This is a genomic window from Gracilibacillus orientalis, assembly GCF_900114645.1.
Lineage (GTDB): Bacteria > Bacillota > Bacilli > Bacillales > Amphibacillaceae > Gracilibacillus > Gracilibacillus orientalis.
Map to the genome: position 1 here is coordinate 51,831 of NZ_FOTR01000007.1, position 17,918 is coordinate 69,748.

At 35.0% G+C, this 17,918-nt stretch carries 16 protein-coding genes; 4 read left to right on the forward strand and 12 right to left on the reverse strand.

Annotated features, from left to right (window positions below; translation table 11 throughout):
• Positions 1-7 precede the first annotated feature (7 nt).
• Genes hemB through hemA form a run of 5 tightly spaced genes read right to left on the reverse strand, consistent with a single transcriptional unit; the run spans position 8 to position 4,907 of the window.
• Positions 8-985 carry a porphobilinogen synthase gene (gene hemB, locus BM121_RS13305; RefSeq protein ID WP_091484141.1) on the reverse strand — a complete coding sequence of 326 codons (978 nt, stop codon included), beginning with the start codon at positions 983-985 and terminating at the stop codon, positions 8-10.
• Complete coding sequence (locus tag BM121_RS13310; RefSeq protein WP_091484142.1) at positions 985-1,749, reverse strand: uroporphyrinogen-III synthase; 765 nt, start codon at positions 1,747-1,749, stop codon at positions 985-987. The genes hemB and BM121_RS13310 overlap by 1 nt, the downstream gene beginning before the upstream one ends.
• Entirely contained in the window at positions 1,746-2,678 is a 933-nt protein-coding gene (hemC, locus tag BM121_RS13315) for a hydroxymethylbilane synthase (protein ID WP_091484143.1), read from the reverse strand. Before hemC ends, BM121_RS13310 begins: the two co-directional genes overlap by 4 nt.
• 24 nt (positions 2,679-2,702) lie before the next feature.
• The gene (locus BM121_RS13320) at positions 2,703-3,521 is read right to left on the reverse strand and encodes a cytochrome C assembly family protein (protein WP_091484144.1); all 819 of its coding nucleotides are present in this window, start codon (positions 3,519-3,521) and stop codon (positions 2,703-2,705) included.
• An 18-nt stretch (positions 3,522-3,539) separates the two neighbouring features.
• Positions 3,540-4,907, reverse strand: coding sequence for a glutamyl-tRNA reductase (gene hemA / locus BM121_RS13325; RefSeq protein WP_091484145.1), 1,368 nt, complete (start codon positions 4,905-4,907; stop codon positions 3,540-3,542).
• Positions 4,908-5,134: 227 nt separating this feature from the next.
• On the opposite strand from hemA, the gene BM121_RS13330 reads away from it, so the two are divergent.
• Positions 5,135-5,614: a LiaI-LiaF-like domain-containing protein gene (locus BM121_RS13330; RefSeq protein ID WP_091484146.1), complete on the forward strand. Its 480-nt coding sequence runs from the start codon at positions 5,135-5,137 to the stop codon at positions 5,612-5,614.
• Positions 5,615-5,686: 72 nt separating this feature from the next.
• The gene (locus tag BM121_RS13335) at positions 5,687-6,595 is read left to right on the forward strand and encodes a DMT family transporter (RefSeq protein WP_091484147.1); all 909 of its coding nucleotides are present in this window, start codon (positions 5,687-5,689) and stop codon (positions 6,593-6,595) included.
• Between the two features lie 144 nt (positions 6,596-6,739).
• Here BM121_RS13335 and yihA read toward each other — a convergent pair whose 3' ends face one another.
• From yihA to BM121_RS13365, 6 genes are all read right to left on the reverse strand, one after another.
• Positions 6,740-7,324 (reverse strand): ribosome biogenesis GTP-binding protein YihA/YsxC, encoded by a 585-nt coding sequence (gene yihA, locus BM121_RS13340; RefSeq protein ID WP_091484148.1) that lies wholly within the window; start codon positions 7,322-7,324, stop codon positions 6,740-6,742.
• Entirely contained in the window at positions 7,311-9,644 is a 2,334-nt protein-coding gene (gene lon / locus BM121_RS13345; RefSeq protein ID WP_091484149.1) for an endopeptidase La, read from the reverse strand. The genes yihA and lon overlap by 14 nt, the downstream gene beginning before the upstream one ends.
• A 284-nt stretch (positions 9,645-9,928) precedes the next feature.
• Complete coding sequence (gene clpX / locus BM121_RS13350; RefSeq protein WP_091484150.1) at positions 9,929-11,200, reverse strand: ATP-dependent protease ATP-binding subunit ClpX; 1,272 nt, start codon at positions 11,198-11,200, stop codon at positions 9,929-9,931.
• A gap of 343 nt (positions 11,201-11,543) precedes the next feature.
• Positions 11,544-12,830 carry a trigger factor gene (gene tig / locus BM121_RS13355; RefSeq protein ID WP_091484151.1) on the reverse strand — a complete coding sequence of 429 codons (1,287 nt, stop codon included), beginning with the start codon at positions 12,828-12,830 and terminating at the stop codon, positions 11,544-11,546.
• Positions 12,831-12,997: 167 nt separating this feature from the next.
• Positions 12,998-13,984 (reverse strand): hypothetical protein, encoded by a 987-nt coding sequence (locus BM121_RS13360; protein ID WP_091484152.1) that lies wholly within the window; start codon positions 13,982-13,984, stop codon positions 12,998-13,000.
• 107 nt (positions 13,985-14,091) lie between these two features.
• A complete protein-coding gene (locus tag BM121_RS13365; RefSeq protein WP_342714481.1) occupies positions 14,092-14,772 on the reverse strand; it encodes an HAD family hydrolase in 681 nt (226 codons plus the stop codon).
• Between the two features lie 353 nt (positions 14,773-15,125).
• On the opposite strand from BM121_RS13365, the gene BM121_RS13370 reads away from it, so the two are divergent.
• Positions 15,126-15,629, forward strand: a complete 504-nt coding sequence (locus tag BM121_RS13370) for a hypothetical protein (RefSeq protein ID WP_091484153.1) — start codon at positions 15,126-15,128, stop codon at positions 15,627-15,629.
• A 436-nt stretch (positions 15,630-16,065) separates the two neighbouring features.
• Here BM121_RS13370 and BM121_RS13375 read toward each other — a convergent pair whose 3' ends face one another.
• Positions 16,066-16,947: a DMT family transporter gene (locus BM121_RS13375; RefSeq protein WP_091484154.1), complete on the reverse strand. Its 882-nt coding sequence runs from the start codon at positions 16,945-16,947 to the stop codon at positions 16,066-16,068.
• Between the two features lie 121 nt (positions 16,948-17,068).
• On the opposite strand from BM121_RS13375, the gene BM121_RS13380 reads away from it, so the two are divergent.
• Entirely contained in the window at positions 17,069-17,914 is an 846-nt protein-coding gene (locus tag BM121_RS13380) for a LysR family transcriptional regulator (protein ID WP_091484155.1), read from the forward strand.
• Positions 17,915-17,918 lie beyond the last annotated feature (4 nt).

A 17,918-nucleotide genomic window follows, 5' to 3' on the forward strand; every position in this document is an offset into this window, starting at 1 on the left:
TCCTTATTTACTTTTGAAGCCATTTTGCCACATCTTTAGCAAAATAGGTAATAATAATGTCCGCTCCAGCTCGTTTCATTGCTGTCAATTTCTCTAAAACGATTGCCTGCTCATCAATCCATCCCTTAAGACTTGCTGCTTTTACCATGGAATATTCTCCACTTACATTGTAAGCAACTACCGGGACAGGGTGTTGATTCTTTACGTCACGAATGATATCCATATAGGATAAGGCCGGTTTAACAATTAAAAAGTCGGCACCTTCGTCGATATCAGATGCAGCTTCACGCATTGCTTCTAACCGATTTGCAGGGTCCATTTGATACGTTTTTCTGTCACCGAATTGTGGTGTACTTTCTGCTGCATCACGGAATGGACCATAAAAAGCAGAAGCATATTTTACCGCATAGGACATAATGGGGGTTTGTTTAAAACCTGCCTCATCTAGACCTTTGCGAATTTCAGATACGAATCCGTCCATCATATTCGATGGTGCAATGATATCAGCACCTGCTTCAGCTTGCGTAACAGCTGTCTTCACATGTAAAGGTAATGATTTGTCATTATCGACATCCTGATTTTCAATGACACCACAATGACCATGGGATGTATACTCACATAAACAAGTATCCGCGATGATTAGCAACTGATCTGTCTTCTGTTTAATCTGACGAATAGCCAGTTGAACAATACCATTCGGATCAAATGCTCCAGAACCAACTTCGTCTTTCTCTTTAGGCACCCCGAATAAAAGAATGGAAGGAATCCCAAGTGACAATAACTCCTCTACTTCTTCATCCAAGTGATCTAATGATACTTGAAAAACCCCAGGCATTGAACTAACTTCATTTTTTACATTTTCCCCTTCGACAACGAACAATGGGTAAACTAAATCATCTACTTTTATATCTGTTTCACGAACAAATCGTCTCATAACAGTGGAGTTTCTTAAGCGACGATGACGATCAAATTGTGTTTTTGCCATTATGCATCACCTTTTCTTATGTAATCAATATAAACTTCTACCATATTCTCTATTGTAAACGTCTCCGGATAAAGAATATGACGGAATGATAGTTCATGTAAAGCATTTGCGGTGGTTTCACCAATTGCAACAGTTACCATATTATTTATCGCCTGTTCAAACAGGTCTGGTGCTAAAAATTGCTGAAAAGTATCCACTGTTGATGGACTGGTAAAAAATATCGCATCAACTTCTGATACCATGTTATTAAGTAATGACTTAGAATGCTCATTTGTTATTGTACGATAAATCACGATTTTTTCAAAAGATACCCCAGCATCCTCAAGTAATTCAGGTATTTCTCTTCTGGCATTTTCACCACAAATAAGCGCAATCTGTTTAGTACCATTTCTATGTAAAAACTCTTCAACCATTGTCTTACCACTATAAGTAGAAGGTTGAAAATCAACGGTGTAACCATATTCATTTAACGACCGTGCCGTTTTTTCTCCAACAGCTGCGATCTTATTATTCACCTGAACACCAAGTGAAGTAATATATTCATGAAAAAAACGAACAGCATTCACACTGGTAAAAAAGAGCCACTCGCTTGGAACAATGTTGGTTAATTGCCTGCGATTGACATCATTGTACATTGCTTCAAAACGAAGGAGTGGTACACGTTCACAACTTGCACCATATCCTTCAAGTAAACGGATTAAGGGGAGCGCTTGTACTGCTTCCCTTGTCACCATTATTTTCCTACCTTTTAAAGGTTGGTTCATTCCTGGTTCTCCTCGATAGCTTTGTCCACCAATTCCTGAGCACCTTGGGCTTGGAGTTTTACTGCTACTTCTTTTCCAACTTGTTGTGGATCAGTTCCTTTTACCGTTTCTTTTAATATCGTGTTGCCATCAATGCTTGCTACTAGTGCAGTTAACACAACTTCATCACCATCGAGGTATGCATAACCGCCAATTGGTACCTGGCAACCCCCATTTAATAAATGTAAGAAAGTACGTTCTGCTGTTACCGTTCTTTCCGTGTATGCATCATTAATCTTTTCTAATAATTCTAGTAGTTCACGGTCATCTTCTCTACATTCAATCGCTAAAGCGCCTTGTCCAACAGCAGGTACACAAACATCTGGTTCTAAATATTCCGTAACAATATCTTCGCTCCAGTTCATTCGCTTCAAGCCTGCCGCAGCTAGAATGATAGCATCGAAATTCTCTTCTTTTAACTTACGCATTCTTGTTTCAATATTTCCGCGAATCCATTGAATTTTTAGATCTGGTCGTGCTGATAGAATTTGTGAACCTCTACGCAAGCTGCTCGTTCCTACAACCGCTTCAGTCGGTAAATCTTCTAATTTAATATGATCATTGGAAATAAAAGCATCCCGATGATCTTCCCGTACAGGAATAGATCCGATTATCAAACCATCTGGCATTACTCCAGGCATATCTTTCATACTATGTACAGCAAAGTCAATCTCTTTGTCATACATCGCTTTTTCGATCTCTTTTACAAAAAGACCTTTTCCTCCAACTTTTGAAAGGGTGACATTGAGAATTTGATCCCCTTTGGTTACGATTTTTTTAATTTCAAAATCATATTTATCACCTGTATGTTTCTTTAACTGCTCGATGACCCATTCTGACTGAGTCATTGCTAAATTACTTCTTCTTGAACCTACGACAATTTTACGCAAGCTAGATGCCTCCTTTGTGTTATGTTACATATGAAAATTCGATAAACTGTTAAACAGAAAAAAGTTGATTAATAAAATCAAAAATGCGAATATATTCCAGCTTAAAATAGCTTTACCTTTATAGCCTTGTTGAATTCGCATGTATAAATAGCCAGCATAAATGATAAACACAATGATTGAACCAAGTGTTTTACTATCACCCCAGTAAAATTCCGTTCCAGTCATATATGCCCAGACTACACCTATAATAATTGATAACAATAGTAGCGGTTCACCTAAAACAATCGACTGAAATGCTCTTTTTTCCAACCCTTCTAAGTCTTGGAATCTTCGTAACCATTTATACCCTTTTTTCATTTTAAGAAATTTATATTGCATATAGTAGAGACAAGCTAAGATAAACGAAATGGTAAAAAGACCATAGGATACGAGCGCAAGTACAATATGCGCAAAAAGCATTTCATCTAATACCAATGGAATCTGGGTAGAGTCCGTGATCTGCATCGATCGCAATGTATGAATAACCATGATAAAAAAACCAAATACACTGATAAAGAACATAAAAAATTCGAGACGGAACATTCGATGAACAATAAGAGAAAACGTAATAATAATCCAAGTATACGTATATAATCCATCGTTTAACGTCTGTATCGGTATACTTGATGTCTGCCAAATTTCTGTTAATAAAAAAATGGTTTGAAAAAGCCAAACCATTGCAAGCAACCAGAAAGCGATTCTATTCGCTTTCCGGTTATGGTACAAAAAATCTATAAAGTAAATAATTACGGTAAAGCCATAAAGTAATAACATACTCTCTTGTAAAAATCTATCTGCGAACATATTGGGAAAACCACCCGATTAATGTGTGGACACATTTTGTAGTTTCTGTAAAATGCTTTCCTTATTTTTTTCAAAGGTAACTACTTTATCATTTTCTGTTTTTTTCACTTCTTCTTTTACTCGATCTTCTATATCAAATATTTGCATAAGTAATGCTAATGATTGATCCGCATTTTTCTGACCGGCAAATTCTTTTGCCTGCAAAATGGGCTGTTTTAATATTTGATTGACAATACTTTTGGTGTGTTTATTCAACACTTTACGTTCACGTTCTGTTAGATCAGGCATTTTGCGTTCTATACTTTTCATTGTTTCTTGCTGAATGGATAATGCTTGTTCACGTAATGCAGTAATAACCGGTACAACACCAAGAGTTTGCAACCATTCATTGAATGCAACGATCTCTTCTTCAATCCACAGTTCAATGACTTCGGCAGCTTCTTTTCGAGCCTCAAGATTAGCATCCACAACATTTTGCAAATCATCGATATCATATAAGAAAACATTATCGACAGCTTCCAGAGCCGGGTCTAAATCTCTTGGCACGGCAATATCAACAAGGAATAAAGGACGTCCTTTACGCTGTTTTTCTACCCGTTGATAAAGATCTTTCGTAATCATATAATCATTCGCACCAGTAGAACTGATGACAATATCAGCTTCCACTAAAGTTTCTTCTAGATGAGCAGTTGATTTAGCAACACCATTAAATTGGCTCGCCAGTTGTTCTGCTTTCTCCATGGTACGATTAACAACCGTTACTTGCTCTGCACCAGAACCATAGATGTTTTTGGCAGCCAATTCGCCCATTTTTCCAGCACCAATAATGACAATATGTTTTTCTTGCAAATCTGTGAAGATCTTTTTCGCTAATTCTACCGCAGCGTAACTAACAGATACGGCATTCTCATTGATTGATGTTTCACGCTGGCTTTTTTTACCGATCGTTATTGCTTGCTTGAAAAGCTCATTAAAAATAGTACCAGTCAATTTTCGTTTTTGCGCATCTAAAAAGATTTGCTTTACTTGACCTAAAATCTGCGTTTCACCCATCACCATTGATTCCATTCCACAGCTTAAACGGAACAGGTGTTCCACCGCTGCTTCGTTTTCATACATAATAAGGTGTGGCGCAAATACGTCCTTTTCAATATCAAACCAATCGGCCAAAAATTGTTTGATAAAATATCTTCCTGTATGAAGTTGATCAACTACCGCATAAATTTCCGTGCGATTACAGGTTGAAATGATGACATTCTCTAAAATGCTTTTTCTGCTGTTTAACTCTGTCATCGCATCTGTAATCGTATCTTCATGGAATGCGAGCATTTCTCTTACTTCAACAGGAGCTGTTTTATAATTTATACTCGCTGCTAAAATATGCACTCTATATACCCCCAAAAAAGCAAAAGCCTAACACATAAGTATTATTATTATAACACGTTTTCTTTTCAAAATCGTGATGATTTTATGAACTGTTTATGAACCATCTATGATAAAATGAAAGTTGTTATTTGTAATTTTGAATTCAATAGTACTTTATCATATTCAATATGTTTTATCAAGAAAATGAATCTAACTTAATAATAATTTTAATCTAGGAGTGTTTGTTTTTGAAAAATAATGGTCTTGTAGCTTATTTATTAATAGGGATTGGTCTTTACTTCCTACTGCGAGAACTACGTCTCCCTATTCTAACCGATTTTTACTCATGGCCGACATTATTAATTTTAATTGGAGCAGCTTTTCTTATACATGCTTTCTCATCTGGAGATTTTAAGAATATTTTCCCCGGCACCCTGTTACTTGGTTTAGGAATCCATTTCCACGCCCTCACCCATTATGGATTTTGGATTGATCATTGGGGAATGTATACGCTGATTATTGCTATTGCTTTTTTAACACGGGCAATTAAAACAAGAAAAGGATTTATTCCCGGTATTATTTTACTAGTGATATCGCTTTTTGCCATCTTTGTTAATAATCAGCCAGGATGGTTTGACTGGATACACCAGTTTATGAATTGGATTGAACACTTTTGGCCGGTTGTATTAATAGGGTTTGGTGTTTATCTCCTCTTGAAAAAAAGATAATTTGTGCTATGATGACAATGCCTTTTGAATACAGAAACCTTTGAAAATAGAGAGAGAAAAGAAGGTGAAAGTATGAGAAACTATTTTGCTTATCTCGTAACAATTATTGGTGCAAGCTTTTGGGGCCTGACAGGCTTATTTGTGGACGGTTTATATAAAGAAGGTTTTACCGCATGGGAGATTGTCGCCATCCGTTTAACTATTTCTACGATAATATTAATGTCGTTAATCGCCATCATTGCCCCTGGAAAATTACGTATTCAGATAAAACATATCCCACATTTTATTGGATTAGGGGTATGTGGTATTGTCTTATTCAATTGGTTTTACTTTACTGTGATGACACAGACATCCATATCAATAGCTGTAGTATTACTCTACACTGCTCCTGTCTTTGTTACAGTATTATCTAGATATTTCTTTAACGAACCAATTACGAATAGAAAAATCGTCTCTTTAGTATTATCGATTTTCGGATGCTCTCTGGCAATTCAACTTATTCCTGTCGGGCATATGCAAATTCCATTCATTAGCGTTGCTTTCGGTTTACTTTCTGCTTTTTTCTGTGGTTTATACAGTATTATTGGTAAAAAGATCAGCAGACATTATAATTTTCTTACTACAACAGTATATGCTTTATGTATGGGCAGTGTCTTTATCCTTCCGACAAGTGGCTTATGGAATAAGATAGATGCTTTTCAGTCGTTTGACGTCTGGTTTAATATTGGTGGTATTGTGATTATTTCTACCATTAGTGCCTATACACTTTATACGTATGGACTTACTCATATCGAATCGAGTAAAGCTGCCATCTTAGGAGCATTAGAACCAATTGTTGCGGTATTAATTGGTGTAATCATTTTTGATGACCACTTAAGCTTTTTACAAGTCATAGGTATCTTACTGGTAATCAGTGCAGCATTCGTTACTGTTTACCATAGACAGAGAATAATATATAGACATACAAAAACCGAGCAATAACGCTCGGTTTTTGTATGAGACCCTAATTAATAATGAAGGACACTTTTGTTCCAGGTGCAAGAAAAGCTCAGAGCACTGGGCGTTCGGAGCTAGACACCCACACAAATTTTATGCTTACTAGTCTTACCAGATAACAGCTTTAACTTACTTTAAATAATTTAATAAATAACTCCAGACGTCTTCTTTTCCTTCGCTTGTTTCAGCAGAGAATGGGATGACGCTATCATCGGGATCTAACTCAAGCGTATCTATCACTCTTTTTAAATGTGTCGCTTTTTTGTTTTTAGGAATTTTATCCAATTTAGTCGCGACCACCAAAACAGGTATTTCATAAAACTTCAGAAAATTATACATCATCACATCATCTTCTGATGGTTTATGGCGGATATCTACAATCATCACGGTTAATCTTAATGTGTCTCGGAGTGAGAAATATTCTTCCATCATCTTACCCCATTTTTCCCGCTCTTTCTTAGATACTTTGGCATAGCCATAACCAGGAACATCAACAAAATAAAAAGCATCATTAATGGTATAAAAATTTAATGTTTGTGTTTTTCCAGGCTTTGAAGATGTTCGCGCTAAATTTTTCCGGTTGATCAATTTATTAATAAAAGATGATTTACCTACATTCGAACGACCTGACAAGGCAATTTCCGGCCATCTGTCCGTTGGATATTGCTTTTCAGACACTGCACTAATAACTATTTCTGCTTTATTGACTTTCATCGTTCTCCTCCAATAATGCATATTCTAATACAGTATCTAAATGGTCAACCGGAACGAAGGTTAAGCCTTCCCGAACACTTTCAGGAATATCTTCTAAATCTTTTTTGTTATCAGCCGGAATAATAATCGTCGTAATACCTGCCCTGTGTGCACTTAGTGATTTTTCTTTAAGTCCACCAATCGGAAGTACTCGACCTCTTAAGGTAATTTCCCCTGTCATTCCAACTTCTTTTCGAACTGGTCGTCCTGTTAAAGCAGACACAAGTGCAGTTGCCATCGTAATCCCTGCTGATGGACCATCTTTTGGTGTAGCACCTTCTGGAACATGAATATGAATATCATATTTTTCATGAAAATCTGGATCTATTTTTAATTGATCGGCTCTTGAACGAATATAACTGAAAGCAGCTTGTGCTGATTCCTTCATGACATCCCCTAATTTACCAGTTAAGGTTAATTTACCTTTACCTTTCGAAATACTAACTTCAATCGATAAAATATCACCACCAGCAGAGGTATAAGCTAAACCTGTAGCAGCACCAATTTGATGCTCTTCCTCCATGATGCCATAGCGGAATTTTGGTTTACCTAAAATGGTTTCTAATTGTTTTTCCGTAACGATCACACGCTGCTTTTCACCAGATACGATGATTTTAGCTGCCTTTCTGCAAATGGAAGCTAGCTGACGCTCCAACCCGCGTACTCCTGCTTCCCTGGTATACTGACGGATAAGCTTCAATATTGCTTCATCACGGATTTGTATTTGTCCTTTTTTAAGACCATTTTCTTTTAGCTGTTTCGACAATAAGTGTTGCTTAGCTATGTGTAATTTTTCTAGCTCGGTATAACCGGCAATCGAAATAACTTCCATTCGATCTAATAATGGGCGTGGTACAGTTGCTAAATTATTTGCAGTAGCAACAAACATAACATTAGACAAGTCATACGTTTCTTCTAAATAATGATCACTGAACGTATGATTTTGTTCAGGATCTAATACTTCCAACATAGCAGCTGATGGATCTCCTCGGAAATCATTAGACATCTTATCAATTTCATCTAATAAAAAGACAGGATTAATGGTTTCTGCTTTTTTCATTCCTTGAATAATTCGACCAGGCATTGCTCCTACATATGTGCGACGATGACCACGAATTTCCGCTTCATCTCGGACGCCACCAAGTGATATGCGGACAAAATGGCGATCAATCGACCTTGCCACAGACTTGGCCAAAGATGTTTTACCCACACCTGGTGGTCCTACCAAACAAAGTATAGGGCCTTTCAACGAATTGGTTAACTGTTGTACAGCTAAATATTCGAGTACGCGTTCTTTTACCTTTTCTAAACCATAATGGTCTTCGTCTAGAATTATTTCTGCATTGTTTATATCAAGGTTATCTTCTGTTTCTTCTTTCCATGGTAATGACAATACCCAATCAATATAATTACGTATTACTGAGCTTTCTGCTGAACTTTGTGGAACTCTTTCGTATCGGTTTAATTCTTTTTCTACCAGTTCTACTATTCGTTCAGGTAAGTTTTTTTCATCCAGCTTCTTTCTTAATGCTGCTAATTCACCTGTCTTACCATCTTTATCACCAAGTTCACTTTGGATAGCTTTCATCTGTTCCCGTAAGTAATATTCTTTTTGGGTTTCTTCCATGGATTTTTTAACACGTTGTCCAATTTTTCGTTCTAATTCTAGCACTTCTTTTTCATTAGAAATGATTTCCAGTAACTTTCGGAGTCGTTTCGTAACATCTAACGTTTCAATTATTTCTTGTTTGTCTGACATCTTTAATGTAATGTGAGATGCAACGTGATCGGCAAATCGGCTCGGGTCCTCAATATCCGTCACACTTGCCAACGTCTCTTTACTTACCTTCTTTGAAATTTTAGTATAATACTCAAATTGCTCTAACAATGCTCGCATTAATGCATCTTCTTCAGCTTGTTTCTGATGTACATCTTCCACTTCTTCAATTTCAACAAAAAACTGCTTCTCTTCATTAATAAATTGTTGAATTTCAGCACGGTACAAACCTTCCACTAACACTCTCATCGTTCCGTTCGGTAATTTTAGCATTTGATTCACTTTTGCAACCGTACCAACCGTATGAATATCTTCTTTTTCGGGCTCATCTATTGCGCTTTCTTTTTGAGCAGCAAGAAATATATTCTGATCATTCATCATTGCTTTATCTAAAGCTTGAATGGATTTGTCTCGTCCTACATCTAAATGAATTACCATACCCGGAAAGACAATTAACCCCCTTAATGGTAAAAGCGGAATATGTATGAATTTTGATTCTGTCATTTGGCACCTCCGTCAAAGCTACTAGTTTTATGTAATAATACAACCGAAATAATCACCATATGTTTTGGCGAAAGTCTTCGTCGTTTATACTATAGCCAACTTAAAAATATACATACCTATAGTATAAATTAGTAATACCTAGTACCATTGTTTGATTGTTCTATTGTTATAAGTTTAAAGAAGTTTCGTTTTTTTGTAAATCTAAAAGTACTTTTTATTAGTTTTACCTATGGTTATAAAACAATACAAAATCCCTTGTTGCACAACAAGGGATTTTTTGCCTATTAAGCACTTTCTTTTGGAGATTCAAGATCGATAACAGTTCCATCCTCATGGACTAATTTTGGTCGACCACTTTCTTTCGTAACCGTTTCTTTTGTGATCATACATTTCTTAATATCATCACGTGAAGGCAACTCAAACATAACATCTAACATTATGCTTTCCAAGATAGATCTTAAACCACGAGCACCTGTTTTTCTTTCAATTGCTTTTTGAGCAACTGCTTCCAGAGCACCTTCTTCAAATTCCAACTCAACATCATCAATTTCAAAAAGCTTATTATACTGTTTGACTAAAGCATTTTTCGGCTTTGTTAAAATTTCTACAAGAGCATCTTCATCTAGCGGCTGCAAGCTTCCAATTACTGGTAAGCGGCCGATGAATTCTGGAATTAAACCAAAGCGTAATAAATCTTCTGGAAGAACTTTAGAAAGTAGTGTCGCTTTGTCTAATTCTTGATTTTCTGATTCAGAACCAAAGCCAATTACTTTCTTACCAAGACGACGTTTCACAATTTGTTCAATACCATCAAATGCTCCACCACAGATGAACAAAATATTAGTGGTGTCAATTTGAATAAATTCTTGATGTGGATGCTTTCTTCCACCTTGTGGAGGTACACTTGCAGTAGTACCTTCAAGAATTTTAAGTAGTGCCTGTTGAACACCCTCACCTGAGACATCACGTGTAATGGATGGGTTCTCTGATTTACGTGCAACTTTATCAATTTCATCAATGTAGATAATACCTTTTTCCGCTTTTTCAACGTCATAATCAGCTGACTGAATAAGTTTTAATAAAATATTTTCTACATCTTCCCCTACATAACCTGCTTCCGTTAATGATGTCGCATCTGCAATAGCAAATGGCACATTTAAAATACGAGCAAGTGTCTGGGCTAGTAATGTCTTACCACTACCTGTAGGGCCAATCATTGCGATATTACTTTTTGCCAATTCAACGTCATCTTTCGCTTTTGGTGAATTGATACGTTTATAATGATTATATACGGCTACAGATAAATTCTTCTTTGCCTGTTGCTGACCTATTACATAATCAGCTAATATGTCACAAATTTCTTGTGGTTTAGGAATATCTTTATATTCCACTTCTTCATCTGTACCTAATTCCTCTTCCACAATTTCTGTACAAAGTTCAATACATTCATCACATATATAAACACCTGGTCCAGCAACTAACTTGCGAACCTGGTCTTGACTTTTTCCACAGAATGAACATTTCAATTGACCTTTTTCTTCATTAAATTTATACATGACATTCACCCCTTGTTCAAAAAATATCTCCATATGATTCATAAAAACGATGCAATACTTTTCGTCTTTAAGCAATCATATCAAATTGTTCTAAAATTAAAAAGTAATACACTTTTTTACGTTGGTAAAGCGTATCAATCTTTTATGTCGATTACAAATAGTTTGCTTTTTTTAGGAGAAGTGTTTTCTATATGTATATGTTAGTCTTACCAAATGTATATCCTTCTATTTCATTCAACTATTTTTTATGTAAAAAAATATGGGGCTGTATTGTTAGGTAGGTTTAATCTTTATAGAAAACAAGGTACGGAGTAACGCACCTTGTTTTCACATATAGTTATGTTTATTTTGTTTTGCTATTATCAACAAGGATGTCAATTGCTTTTTTGAATTTCAAGTCTTCTTTAAGTGCTCCGGTGTTTCCACCAAGTGCTTGTTTAATTTGGTCGATTTCCATGTTGTACATAGAAGCCATTGACTCTAATTCTTTTTCCACATCTTCATCTGTTACTTCCGCATTTTCAGAAACAGCGATTGCTTCTAATGTCAAGTTTGTTTTTACGCGTTTGCCAGCATCTTCTTTCATTTGCTGTTTTAACGCATCTTCATCTTGACCTGAGAACTGGAAGTACATATCTAATGTCATGCCTTGTGATTGTAGTCTTTGTTCAAATTCCTGAAGCATACGATCTAATTCAGATTGCACCATAGCTTCTGGGATCTCTACTTCTGCATTGTCAGAAGCTTGTTGAACTAACTCTTCACGTTTGTTAGAATCAGCTTCATTTTCTTTTTGTTCTTGAAGACGTTTCTTCGTTTTTTCTTTTAATTCATCAAGTGTTTCAACTTCTTCGTCTACGTCCTTAGCAAATTCATCATCCAATTCCGGAAGTTCTTTTGCTTTAATTTCATGGATCTTCACTTTAAAAGTAGCTTCTTTTCCAGCTAGGTTCTCTGCATGGTATTCTTCAGGGAAAGTAATTTCAACTTCAGATTCCTCTCCTGCTTTTTTACCAACTAACTGCTCCTCGAAACCAGGAATGAAAGATCCAGAACCAACTTCTAATGAGTGGTTATCTGCTTGACCGCCTTCAAATGCTTCACCGTCAACGAAACCTTCAAAGTCGATTACAGCAGTATCGCCATTCTCGATTTCTCCATCTTCTTTTACTACAAGTTCTGCTTGTTGTTCTTGTTGTTTTTTGATTTCTTCTTCTACGTCTTCGTCCGTTACTTCTGTACTTACTTCTTCTACTTCAAGTCCTTTGTAATCGCCAAGTGTTACTTCAGGCTTCACAGTAACTTTAGCAGTGAAAATAAGGTTTTTGCCTTTTTCGATCTGTTCAATATCTACTTCAGGTTGATCTACTGGTTCTATACCAGCTTCTTCTATTGCATTTGTGTATTCACCAGGAAGAATAATATCTACCGCATCTTGGTATAATGATTCTACACCAAAACGTTTTTCGAACATTCCTCTTGGCATTTTCCCTTTACGGAAACCAGGTACTTGTACTTCTTTTACAACCTTTTTAAAGGCTTGGTCTAAAGCACTATCTAATTTATCTGCATCTACTTCTACAGTTAAGACGCCGACATTACCTTCTTGCTTTTCCCATTTTGCTGTCATTCTAAATTCCCTCCAACATAAAAAATCTGTATATTTGACGTTCATTCAATGTACCATCCTATAATAGACCGAACGCAAATTGCAACCATCTCATTATAACATAATTGGATTTGCTTTCAATAATAATAACGTATGTAGTCAATTTTTCACAATCTGTTACAAAACCATTAAACGTCTAAAATTGTTCCATAAAGTGTTTCGGATACATCAATCATGTTTAAATAATGTTCTTTTAGAACAGAAATCTGGCGATCGTCTTCCTGATCTAAATATTGAAAGCTTCTGCTTACATAGTACAACAACGACTCAGCTAGGAGTTCATAATTTTCCTGCTGTGGTAAAAAAGGGGTGTACACATACGCAAATCGTTCTAAAATGAATTGAATCATTTGATATTTGGTTGGGTCTTGCTGTTGTATGTTATCTAAAAAATTGGTGACACCTGTAATAAATGAAACAGGTAATATGTCGTCCAATTCTTGTATATGTATTTCTTCTGTTAACTGAAATTTCTCAATATGTATCGGTTGGTCCGGTTTTACTTTTTGATAATACTCTAATAACGCCGTCTTTACCACCGGGTGAATTTCTGGATTCTTTAACATCTCTCTAAAAAATGATTTGTCGTGGTATACTTCTAACTGAAGTAAACGCTTCACCATATACCATTGCTGACGATCATTTTTCTGTTCAATTGCTTTCTCTAATTGTTTTTGAACTTCTATGTATGATTTTTTATCTTCCTGTTGTTGCAATTCTTTACTAAGTTGATACATATGTCGTAATTGATCTACGATATGGGAAGGAATATCTGTTTCTTTTAATGCATCGTCAATTAAAAACATGACTTCATTATACTTACTTGACTGAAATAACAAAGTGGCATATATATGTACGTAAGAAGTAAAATAAGCGTCTTTTTTTGCAATTAATTGCTCGCATAAATCTTCAGCTTCGTCTTGCATATTCAGTTCCATCATGCATATTAACTTTCCTGTCATTACTTCATGCGATCGGACACCATTTTCCGTTAGTTGATGGAAATGGTCATAAGCTTCACTGAAATGATTTTCCTGCATGGCAGTTTTCGCCTTGTCCTCTAGATTATCTTTCCATTTAGGAAAAATAATAATATTTTCCCTTTCTTCTTCCATTATCTCACCTGCCTTTTTTCTTATGATAGTAGATACTATTATAAAGTTTATTCCAATATTACTCAAGCGTCAGATGTATAGAAGGTAATGGAAAATGGAGGGACATTTTAATTTGTTACTAGAAAATCTTTGATAATAATCGGAATTTCATTTAAATCCTCAATCACGAAATCCGCACTGTCACAGGTAATCCCCTTATGTTTTTTCCAAATTGATTTCATGCCTACTTTATTAGCGGCATTTATATCATTTTCGGGGTGATCCCCTACAAAAAAACTTTCATTAGGTTGTACTTGCATATGTTTTAATGCTTGTTCAAAAATTTTAGGGTTCGGTTTTTTTATTCCTACTATTTCTGAGATTAAAATGATTTCAAAATACTCCTCAATTTCTAATGCACTTATATTATATTCTTGAAACTCCTTTTTCCCATTTGTTATCATCCCAACTTTTATGTTCATTTTCTTTAGACTGTGTAACATTTGATATAGATTGGGAAAAGGTGTAGAACTATAACGAAACTGGTTCACATAATCCTGTAACAACTCTTCCCATGTTAAGTCCATTAACCTGAATTCCTTTACTAACTGTTGGTAAACTTTATCCTTCCAAACCATACCTTTGTTATCCAATTTGATAAAACGAGATATATACAATTCTTTATCTATATGCTGAAAAGATTTATAATATTTATTATATTGTTTTTCCGCGAAAATATTTATGGAGGTTTCCCGGTCTAATAAAGTTCCATCTAAATCAAATATAACTGCCTTTATTATCTTCACCACCCTTTTTCTCCTTATTATAACAAAAATATACCATGAATTAATTAGAATAGAGGTGAAGTTGATGTGTCAGTCACATCATAAGTAAAATGAAACTACAGAAACTAACGTATTTATTTATTTTATTAACAGGATTCTCTATAGGCATTTATCAAGCTTTTGAACACTCTTTTACTCAAATAACTATGATTATATTGATTATTGTTACTTTCATATTAATTGTCAAAGATATCCGAAATTTGTCTAAAGAAAAATAATAATTGATGGTTTTTGCAGGAATTTTTATTCTTACATAGAAATATTTAATGTCTATAAAATTATAAGATTGATTTCTATAGGTTTTAGGGGGAGTTAAAATGAAAATAGTATTTCATGAAATGAATAACAAGAAAACGGTCCACCATGTATTTGAATTAGATTGTAGCTTTGATATGAAGGTCTTGCATCAGTTAATTGATGATCAATTAGACAGTCAACAAAATATATCTAGCAGTGAATCGTATGAGGAATTTCATGATGAAGCACAGAAATTGCATGAAGCCATTTCAAACCATGATTTATCTAAACTTACGTTGAAGTACTTTAACTTTGATATAATTGAAAAAACTTTGGATGAAGCATTAACTGAGCTAGGTTATGAGGTTATAAAAGCAGATGCATCCTCCAGTCTATATGTAACAGGGGTTAGAGGTAAGGTGATTCGGATTTCTGATCATAAAATGCCTGTTCCTTCCAGCGGGTACAGTATAATGATCGACTATGAATATGATTACGAAGTGATCTCAGAAAGTCGATTAATTAAAGCAATTGATCTTGAAAAGCTTGGACTTAAATTAGATCAGGATTACTATTTAGCGTGAAAAACAGAGAAGTATTTTAAATTAAGCAAGATGAAATCGGGCAGCTAAACTAGCTGTCTTTTTTTATCTGGTTTTCTGATAATCTTTTCACATAGGAAATACGCATACCTTTACAAAGGCATGCGTATTTCGATAAGGATGATGATTTTTTTGAGTAATTAGAACAGTAATCGATTATAAACTTCTAAATGGAACTTAAAGTGGGAGAATCGAGCTTACCAATGAAAGCAGTACGTCTAACAAAGATAAATCAATAGGTAAATTAGGTAAATTTTCCATCTTGTCGCCCTCCTTTCTTTACTAACAAAAGTGTACTACGTACATAGACAAACCGTTATAATATTTCTTAGCATTTTATAAAATTTTTATGGTCAATTAAAAAAATTTGCAGGTGAAGATAGTAATCCTCATGAGTTAGTATTAAGAGTACTTATTCTTAAGTTTTGGCTTTTCCGCTAATGATAATAGAGAAAACAATAATAAAAAGCCCGACAATCATATAAAGAGATAAACTCTCTTGTAGAATCAGAGAGCCAAGCAACACACCAATTAGTGGAATAAAGTAATTTGAAAAAGAAGCAAATACTGCGCCTTCTAAATGAATCAAGATGTTATAAAACCAATAGACAATCCCCGTTTGAAAGACACCTAAAATCAGTAAATCAATGATATGTCCTGTACTTAGTGTGGTGAATGTCAGATTTTCCATTATCAAAGTGATTGGTATTAATATAATGGATGCTATACATAGGATATTTCGCATAGACACAACTGTTGATTCAGCTGGCAAATATTGCATTAAAACTAAAGCACTTGCATAGCTGATTGCAGCGATTAGGAGTGCTACAAAACCTGCTATACCGTTTGAAAATACATTCGCTCCTAAGGATGGCAAAAAAACAAAGACTATACCAATAAACCCTAGTATCACTCCTGTCATTTGGTAGAAACTAAGCTTCTTTTGAGATACCACTCTTACAATAAGTATCGTCCATATAGGGGTGGTACCAATTAAGATTGAGGCAATACTACTGCTTACCCTTAGCTGTCCCCAAGCAACCAAGAAAAACGGTATGACTGCCTCTAATAAAGCAATGGATGCATAAAGTAAGTATAATTTAGAAGATTTAGCGATGTTGCTTTTTTTATGAGTAGGATTCTTGATGAAAACAGCAATGATAGATAAGGCGATAGCTCCTACAATTGACCGAATTGCAGCCAATGTAAGGGGAGCCACTTCATCTAATACTTTTTCGGCAAAATAAAACTGCGAACCCCAAATAAGACTTATAAGTAATAAAAACAGATATTTTTTCATCGTTTATTCTCCTCCATAACTCCGTGCTTTTAGCAACTTCATTATAATAAGAATGTGTTATGATTAAAAATGTCTATTGTTGATATCGATATCAATTTTTTTGATAAAGGAGTTTATTAAAATGGACATAGAGAATATAAAAGCTTTCGTGATGGTAGCTGAATTAGAAAGCATCTCAGCTGCTGCAATAAAACTAAACCACATTCAATCAAATATGACCGCTAAAATACAAAAAGTCGAAAAACATTATAATCAAATGCTTTTCAGTAGAAATTCAAAAGGGGTAACTTTAACAGAGTCAGGCAAGAAATTATATGATCAATTCAAGAAGATACTCTTACTTTGGGAAGAAACAGAAATTAAAATGGGGAAAAGCGAGGAACAACTACGTATTGGTACGATGATATCTATTGGAGGAGCAATGTTCTCAGATGCCTTAGATAGACTTTATAACTCTTATCCTGCTCTCTCAGTTACGTTTAAAACAGGTTCAACAGAATACCTAGAGAAGCAGATTGTTCATGGTCATCTCGATATAGCTTACACAATTGGTGCGATGCATAACAAAAAAGTTAAATATCAAAAAATCGGCCTAGACGAAATGGTTATTATCGGGAAAGGTATCCGTACAAATACAAACTTTTATGATTATATATTTGGTAAAGACCTCATTACATTATCTAACAAATGTTTGTATTTTTCTAAATTAGACCAAATATTTACCGATCATAATATTAAACAAGGGGAAATTATTGAAGTTGGTGACTTCGAAGCATTAGTTCAATTCTCAACCATTGGCATGGGAATTGCCATTGTGTCTAAGCACGTAGCCAACCGCTTCAACGTTAAAGATTATTTAGAAGTTCCCTCCCCATACAAATATATCGACTTATATCTAATCAGTAGACGTAATCATGAATTTTCATGTCTAGAAGAGCAAGTTATCGAGTTAAGTAAATTAGCCTAAACAC

Excerpts from the sequence above, each read along its gene's own strand:
- hemB (WP_091484141.1), bottom strand. The coding sequence starts at position 985 with ATGGCAAAAACACAATTTGATCGTCATCGTCGCTTAAGAAACTCCACT.
- BM121_RS13310 (WP_091484142.1), bottom strand. The coding sequence starts at position 1,749 with ATGAACCAACCTTTAAAAGGTAGGAAAATAATGGTGACAAGGGAAGCA.
- BM121_RS13320 (WP_091484144.1), bottom strand. The coding sequence starts at position 3,521 with ATGTTCGCAGATAGATTTTTACAAGAGAGTATGTTATTACTTTATGGC.
- BM121_RS13335 (WP_091484147.1), top strand. The coding sequence starts at position 5,687 with ATGAGAAACTATTTTGCTTATCTCGTAACAATTATTGGTGCAAGCTTT.
- yihA (WP_091484148.1), bottom strand. The coding sequence starts at position 7,324 with ATGAAAGTCAATAAAGCAGAAATAGTTATTAGTGCAGTGTCTGAAAAG.
- lon (WP_091484149.1), bottom strand. The coding sequence starts at position 9,644 with ATGACAGAATCAAAATTCATACATATTCCGCTTTTACCATTAAGGGGG.
- clpX (WP_091484150.1), bottom strand. The coding sequence starts at position 11,200 with ATGTATAAATTTAATGAAGAAAAAGGTCAATTGAAATGTTCATTCTGT.
- tig (WP_091484151.1), bottom strand. The coding sequence starts at position 12,830 with ATGACAGCAAAATGGGAAAAGCAAGAAGGTAATGTCGGCGTCTTAACT.
- BM121_RS13360 (WP_091484152.1), bottom strand. The coding sequence starts at position 13,984 with ATGGAAGAAGAAAGGGAAAATATTATTATTTTTCCTAAATGGAAAGAT.
- BM121_RS13370 (WP_091484153.1), top strand. The coding sequence starts at position 15,126 with ATGAAAATAGTATTTCATGAAATGAATAACAAGAAAACGGTCCACCAT.
- BM121_RS13375 (WP_091484154.1), bottom strand. The coding sequence starts at position 16,947 with ATGAAAAAATATCTGTTTTTATTACTTATAAGTCTTATTTGGGGTTCG.
- BM121_RS13380 (WP_091484155.1), top strand. The coding sequence starts at position 17,069 with ATGGACATAGAGAATATAAAAGCTTTCGTGATGGTAGCTGAATTAGAA.